The sequence below is a fragment of the Bacillus sp. EKM202B genome (assembly GCF_011066025.1).
Classification (GTDB): Bacteria; Bacillota; Bacilli; order Bacillales; family Bacillaceae_G; genus Bacillus_A; species Bacillus_A toyonensis.
Genome location: NZ_JAAMNK010000043.1, coordinates 22,782 through 29,723, shown reverse-complemented (window position 1 = coordinate 29,723; position 6,942 = coordinate 22,782). Strand labels below are relative to the sequence as shown.

At 32.5% G+C, this 6,942-nt stretch carries 5 protein-coding genes and 1 pseudogene; 1 reads left to right on the top strand and 5 read right to left on the bottom strand.

The window, feature by feature from the left end:
- Positions 1–187 precede the first annotated feature (187 nt).
- Positions 188–1,171 (bottom strand): hypothetical protein, encoded by a 984-nt coding sequence (locus G9F74_RS27100; RefSeq protein ID WP_016107154.1) that lies wholly within the window; start codon positions 1,169–1,171, stop codon positions 188–190.
- A 356-nt stretch (positions 1,172–1,527) separates the two neighbouring features.
- Between G9F74_RS27100 and G9F74_RS27095 the strand changes: the two genes are divergently transcribed.
- Entirely contained in the window at positions 1,528–2,688 is a 1,161-nt protein-coding gene (locus G9F74_RS27095) for a tyrosine-type recombinase/integrase (protein ID WP_165406345.1), read from the top strand.
- 202 nt (positions 2,689–2,890) lie between these two features.
- Here G9F74_RS27095 and G9F74_RS27090 read toward each other — a convergent pair whose 3' ends face one another.
- The 4 genes and pseudogenes from G9F74_RS27090 to G9F74_RS27075 all read right to left on the bottom strand — a co-directional run bounded on the left by G9F74_RS27090 (position 2,891) and on the right by G9F74_RS27075 (position 6,932).
- Positions 2,891–3,790, bottom strand: a complete 900-nt coding sequence (locus G9F74_RS27090) for an Rpn family recombination-promoting nuclease/putative transposase (RefSeq protein ID WP_165406344.1) — start codon at positions 3,788–3,790, stop codon at positions 2,891–2,893.
- A gap of 372 nt (positions 3,791–4,162) precedes the next feature.
- Positions 4,163–4,363: pseudogene (locus G9F74_RS27085) on the bottom strand (IS4 family transposase); the annotation flags it as partial.
- 92 nt (positions 4,364–4,455) lie between these two features.
- The gene (locus G9F74_RS27080) at positions 4,456–5,871 is read right to left on the bottom strand and encodes a homocitrate synthase/isopropylmalate synthase family protein (RefSeq protein WP_016107151.1); all 1,416 of its coding nucleotides are present in this window, start codon (positions 5,869–5,871) and stop codon (positions 4,456–4,458) included.
- Positions 5,868–6,932: an alpha/beta hydrolase gene (locus G9F74_RS27075; RefSeq protein WP_033668145.1), complete on the bottom strand. Its 1,065-nt coding sequence runs from the start codon at positions 6,930–6,932 to the stop codon at positions 5,868–5,870. The genes G9F74_RS27080 and G9F74_RS27075 overlap by 4 nt, the downstream gene beginning before the upstream one ends.
- Positions 6,933–6,942: the final 10 nt, after the last annotated feature.

The following is a 6,942-nucleotide window of genomic DNA, read 5'->3' as shown; positions in this document are numbered from 1 at the left end:
TTCCTATGATTCTACAGAAAGCATAGCGTATTTTTTCATTTTAGGGGGTATTTTGTTTTGTTAGCTTGATAGTGATGTGGCGGGACCCCTCTTAGTTGTATAAATGATAGTAAGAACCAAAAAGACATAAATTAACGTAGATAGATAATTTATGTCTTTTTTTACTAAAACTAAATTATTTTATGATTTAGTTTTGTGAAGTCTGATAGTCTTTTATTTTTTGGTTAATAGCAGATGCAATAAATTCTTCAATGGTAGTGTTGGTTTTCTCTACTATTTTATTAATTGCTTGGTATTCTTTGCTAGAAAGTGTAACTGGTTTTGTCACGCTACTACTATCTAAATATATACTATTATTTACACGCTTTATTAATTTTCCTTCTATTATATATGGTGTTAAGTATTCTATCCATTCCATTTGCATACCCATAGGTAATTCAATAAGAGATTGGCGTATATCGAAATACCAAAAACCCTCTTCTTCTGAAACCTTTAGGTTTCTTGGTGATACGTACTGAAGGATTAAGTCAATCAATTGGAAAGAATTGCTGCGTAATTGATCGGACTTAGGTAAACGGAATTTAACAAACCTTTGATGATGACTACGTGGTTTATCAGGTAGATCGTATGCTGGTACGAATCCCGATTTAATAGCTTCATTTAAGGTGAATTCATTTCCAAATTCATCAATCAACATAATATCACCACGCTTAGGAATAGAAATGACCCTTGCTATCGTATTACTTTGAATATATTTATGGAAAAGGACTGTATTATACTTTTGTGAGTATGTATATAGCGTGTTTTCTCGATTAAATTGTTTTATAACTTGAAGTAACTCTTCTTCTCTAATGAATTTAGTTTCGCGGTTACGATGTTCCCGTATAGTAGCGGCTAATTCCCCATCCCCTAACCATTTTTCTAATTGATATGTGCTTATACCATATTTTTTACTAGCTTGGTAAAGGGTAATACCTTCGGTTTCTCTTCCCTTTTTAATTGTTTCTACATCTTCTCTTTTGAAAAGGAAACTTCCATCTAAACGCCATGTATCCTTGTTGATTGGTACTAATTCTTCCTGTTTGATTAAATTATTAACAACGAAATTACTAACTTCTAAATATTCCCTCACTTCGTTTGTATTCATAATCATTTGCTGATTCTCATTCATATTTCCTCTCCTCTTATATTTCATTTATATTTATTTTAAAAATTATTTAAGTCTAATTTTAATTTTAAAGAATATATAACTTTAATTCATTATAACATATTTAAAATTTAATTTTTTTATGTAATTTAACGAAAACGATTTAAATTTACTAATTAAATTAATTTTTATATTTATTTAAAAATAATAACAAAATGGTTATATAAGTTATGTTATAATAACCATAGAAAATGGGCGTTTTTCTATGGTTGTTATAACTTTTCATTTTTATAAGATTTAATTTTACTATGTAATTAATTTTGAATGAACTTAAGTTATAATAATAAATATAAAAAGAATTAATAAGGAGTTGAAGGATAATGATAATTGAATTGAATTCAATTCACAATGAAACTTCTTTAGAAAACATAGAGAAACAAAAACAAAAATTCACAAACATAATTGCATTATGGAATCGTGATTATATAAATGAAGCTGAATTTAAAAAAGAAAATAATGAAAGAAAAGATACATATACATATGAGGGATTTTCTGATGAAGAGATATTATATTACTACTTGAACCGGCAAACGCATTTTGATCAAGAGAAACGTATCAAAGATGCTTCTAAAACCCTATATGCACGTGATCTAAGTCAGTTTTACTTCTTTGTCAAACAAAGTACAGATTTTTTGCAGAAAGATGTAACAGATTTTGAAGTTGGACAACTCTGGAGGAATTTAAGAAAACGGCATATCCGTAATTATCAAATATGGTTATCCCAGGAGGCAATCTCTTATCAATCAAAAGAAAAATACAAAGCATCTACAATTAGTAGAAAACTTGGTGTGATTCGTTCCTATTTGAAATGGCTATATGAAATTCATTATATCCAGGAGCCTCTTCATATAGAAATTTTAAGTACGACGGTGAATAAACAATATAAACCAAAGCGGGAGTTATCATATGGAGAAGTCAAGCAGCTTCTTCATTATTATAAGGATAATGAAATCAATTATGCCTTACTATCCGTCCTATCTACCACAGGTTTACGTGTTGCGGAAGTAGCGCATGCAAAATGGGAAGATCTTGAATATGACGATATACGTGGACGTTATTATTTAACAGTTGATACAAAGGGAGATAATGAACGGATTGTTTCTATTAATAAGGAAATTTTTAATCGTATTGTTGCCTTTCGAATCCGTAGGAGATTACCTACAGATATAGGAAATAAAAATGGCGGGACCATTTTTCAAACGAAAAACCATACTGCTTATAGAGAAAATTACTTATCACAATATGTTTCTAAGATTATAAAGGACACCAAGTTACCCTTTACAGAGAATATCCGAATTACTCCCCATTTCTTTAGACATTTTTATGTACAGTATTTATATGATTATAAGGGACTTGCTCCCCATGTAATAGCAGCTGCAGTTGGGCATAAAAATGATAGAACTACAAAAGAAAATTACTTGAAGCAAAGACTTACTAAAGATAATGATGCAGGAAATTTAATTGGTAATGATGAATTTTAATATGTAATAAATATATAATAATTAATAGGGGAATTTGTTGTTATAAGGTTTTACCCGCACTATTGATTTGAATTAAAATATGAGAAAATAAAGTTAGATTTCATAGTATATGGCTATTACTACTTATGAAAACTTATTTGGTACTAACCCTAGTTGATAAATAACTCAAAAAAGAACCTGTTAATAGGTTCTTTTTTTGTTGCTATTTATTTTTTTCTAAAATACGTTCAACCTCATCAAGGTCTAATTTACTGGCTTTAGCAATCGTTTCAAGTGGTACACCAAGCTCATGCATACCTTTAATCATTTGTATTTTTCCTTGCTGAACCCCTTCTTGAATTCCTTCTTTTTTCCCCTCATTACGAGCATGAGCAAACTTTGCAGCCTCATCCATTAAGGCCTTTTCTCTTGCTTCATATGCTTGTCGGAAAGAGGAATCTTGACTCATACGTTCCCAATTATTCATTGCTTTTTGTAAAATTGGATCTTGATTCATGGCAATGTCCTCCAATGTTTGTGTGAGGTGCTCATCTTCATTCGCTGGTAATAATAATAACCAACGAACAAACGAGTCTTCCCACGGATTAACTTTCTCTTCACGCCATTGCTGTAGTAATTTTGGAATCTCTACAATATGAACTTCTATATCGTCACTTAATAACTTTTGTTGTTGTTGATTCCAAAGGATTCCTGTTGTATGAAATGCTTCATATTCTGGAAACATCACAAAGTTTAACAAGTTTATGGTAATCGTTTTATGAAGGGAGCTATAAGGCATTCCTTTTTGCAATTGTGAGCTATATAGTCTTCCCCAATAATAAAGACTTCGTTTAATCATATCGTGATTGTTATTCAATTGTATTTCAACATTTACCTTTGTTCCTGTATTTAATGTAGCCGAAATATCTAGAATCGATAATTTATCTTCTTCATATTCGCGATGCAAATGTGGATCTTCTAATTGTAGGGAAACAATAGGTGATTCTAAAGAATCTTTTAATATGGCATTTAAAAAGGCAACTAAAATATCTTCATTCCCATTTGTGCCAAATAATTGCTTAAATGCAAAATCAATACGTAAGTTTACTAATGAATTGGACATGGTTTTCCTCTTCCTGTTTTAGACTATATCTTTACCTTTATTGTACATAAAACCAAAGCTTATATGCAAACAATCCCTTTGATTTATATAGAGATTTAAGTCTTCTCTTAAAGAGGTACCGCCACACATCCATCAACTTAACAAATTAATCGTTCCTCAAAATGAAAGAATGAATTGAATTTTCATAGACAACATTGAAGAGATGAAACTTTCATTTTAAGATGCTCTAAAATATTAGCTTGATAGCAGTTTGACTCTACCCCATGCCCATCAACTTAAGAGCCCAAATAAAATGAAATCTCGTTCATATGGACGAAAAAACTCTTAAAATACTTTGTACCCTTAAAAATAAGTATGCCAAATAAACCTCAATCAACAAAATTTTAAAAATAATGAAATTTTGTTTTGTTTTTTCAATCCACTATGCTCATAAATAACATCCAGGATATCAAAGACCGTTTTCTTCTCATATCGGTGAGATTTCTGTCCATTTTTCAGTAAGGTGTTGAATAGACGACACGAGATTTTTGTTATTTCTTGAGTGTTTTGTTGTATAGCTTGATACAAGATGTAGGTGCACGGCAACGATTCCTTCTTTTTGGGGCATTCAAAAAAACAGATAGGATTCAAAACATCTATTGGATCCCATCTGTTTCTAATCTTTGTTAATATATATATAATTTCGAAAGATTTTCTTCTAACAAGCTTGAATTATAATTAGGGGCTAGTACAATGTTTGTGTATGTTCCTACACCTGAAAGGTACTTGTATTTATGTTTGAAACCGGATGGAATAAAAACAGATGCGGGGCTCTCAATGATTTGTACGTCTCCTTCGATTTCCACTTCACAAATAAGCCCTGTACCATCGATGTTATTACCCCAAAACACAAAAGCACTATCACAATGATGTGCATGATCATCCACATGACCTTCCAAATTTCCGTCCATATGCTGATTACAGAATATACGCTGTATTACATAAAATGAAGCGCGCTCATCTGTTCTATAATCCATTTGTACCCATCGTTCTCCTGGCCCATCCCTATGATACAAAAGTTCAGATGCCCCTTTTACAAATGGTTTACTAACGTGTAAATTCTTTGAAAGGCGAGGTCCTTTTCGTTCTACCCGTTTTTGTTGTATCTTCCTCACTCTTCCTATCATTTCAGGTTGAATTCCTTCATATGCTAAAACATTATGATTCACAGCTTTTACGTGATAAGGTGCTGTATGTGTAAAAACATTTTTTCCAATGATAGGTCTCCAATGATCGACTTTACAACCTGTAGCCAATTGAAGAGATTTTGTTAATTCTGGAATCATTTTTAATTGAAAGTATTGATTATATTTTTGTGATAACAGAACAGATAAATTTAGTAAATCAACAATCCCAGCCCGTTCACCTATCCCGCATAAAGTTGCATCAATGACAGAAGCCCCAGCATCAATAGCGGCAAGAGCATTCGCTAGTGCTAGTCCTAAATCATTATGTAAGTGTACTTCAATTTCACAGGGGAATGTTTCAACTGCTTTCTTGACTATGGTTGCACACTCATTAGGTTCCCAAACTCCCACCGTATCTGCTAAACTAATTCGATTTGCTCCCGCTTGATATGCAATTTTTCCAAGGTAAGAAATATCTTCCCAAGTAGTTCTGGAAGCATCTTCAATTGTGAATCGAATTTTCATGCCTAAGTAACGAGCTTCTTCAATCGCTTGTTTCACTTGATTCATCACATAATCTTTTGATCGATTTGTATATTTGGTTTGTAAAGAAATCGGATTAATAGATGCCCAAATCCCTATCCAATCAGCTCCCGCTCGATATGCAGCATGAACTTCTTCTTTTTTCGCTCGAGCATGCATTAAAATATCAGCTTGTTTTGCAGCAGCCGCAACTTCTCGGCAAACCGCTTCTTCTTCACGAGAAATTCCAGGATGTCCAACTTCAATTAACCGGATTCCAAAATCCTCAAGCATATGAACCAGCGTAATTTTATCTTTCTTTGAAAAGCGAACATCACATTGTTGTTCCCCTTCTCGCAAAGTAGCATCTAAGATTGTTATATCCCTGTTCATTCCTTTATTCCTTCTTTCATTTCTATAAAATTCAATACTTCTTTAAATAGGACATCATGATTTTTTTCATATACTGCCCAGTGTGTTGCATTAGGAATTACAACTTCCTTTTTTTGCTTAGTCCCAGTTAATTTCGATAGCATATCTCTATCGGCAAATAAATCATCTTCTCCATAAATAACCAGTACAGGTGAAGTAATCTGAGATGCATCATATAAAGGACGGTTATTCCAAATAGAGTATAAATCTTCTAGAGGCCCCATCGGTCGACGAATGATGCCATTATTTTTCTCGCTAATTGGGTCTGAGTGAAGAAATACGTCTTTTACAGAATCCATAGCTTCATATGTAACCATTTTTTTCTCGCCCATCATCATATGCCAGTGATGCATTCCTTTATCAAAGTCTACAGTTTGATAGGAGGGTGCATGCGGATTGAATTCCCCTTGCTGTAACGGATTGTCAAAGGGCTCTGTCATCATTGGAAGCGTAAATCCATGCATGTATCCATATAAAACAAGTGTATTAACATCATCAGAATGTGATATTGCATAATTTCCAGCTACCACGCCCCCGTATGACCAGCCAACAAGATGAATTTTTTTTACATTCCTTTTACTTTTAATCCAATTCACAACTGTATCTAAATCTTTTGTTGCATCATCTAAATGAACGACTGGTCTATTTAGGTTAGGCGCTTCTGACATTTCTTTTGGCCTTGAAGATTGCCCAAACCCTCTAAAATCCATTGCCCACGTATCATATCCTTTTTTTGCATACTCATCCATCCATGAATATTTTGATACATCAAAAGCTTCTGCAGTAGGAACACTAAATGGTTCTAAAAACAAAATAATTTCGTCTGATGTATATTGCTTTTTTGTATTTACACTTTTATGAAGTAAAAATAATGTTTCGTCTTCTTGTGGAATTTTATATTCTTCTTTAATTATTTTAGAAGTTTTTGTCCCCTCTGAAACTTCTTGATGATTTGAGCAGCTAGACAGTAAAAAAACGAAAAAAACACCCATTAAACTTATAGATTTCCAATTCATTTTCATTTTTAAAATC

Excerpts from the sequence above, each read along its gene's own strand:
- G9F74_RS27100 (WP_016107154.1), bottom strand. The coding sequence starts at position 1,171 with ATGAATGAGAATCAGCAAATGATTATGAATACAAACGAAGTGAGGGAA.
- G9F74_RS27095 (WP_165406345.1), top strand. The coding sequence starts at position 1,528 with ATGATAATTGAATTGAATTCAATTCACAATGAAACTTCTTTAGAAAAC.
- G9F74_RS27090 (WP_165406344.1), bottom strand. The coding sequence starts at position 3,790 with ATGTCCAATTCATTAGTAAACTTACGTATTGATTTTGCATTTAAGCAA.
- G9F74_RS27080 (WP_016107151.1), bottom strand. The coding sequence starts at position 5,871 with ATGAACAGGGATATAACAATCTTAGATGCTACTTTGCGAGAAGGGGAA.
- G9F74_RS27075 (WP_033668145.1), bottom strand. The coding sequence starts at position 6,932 with ATGAAAATGAATTGGAAATCTATAAGTTTAATGGGTGTTTTTTTCGTT.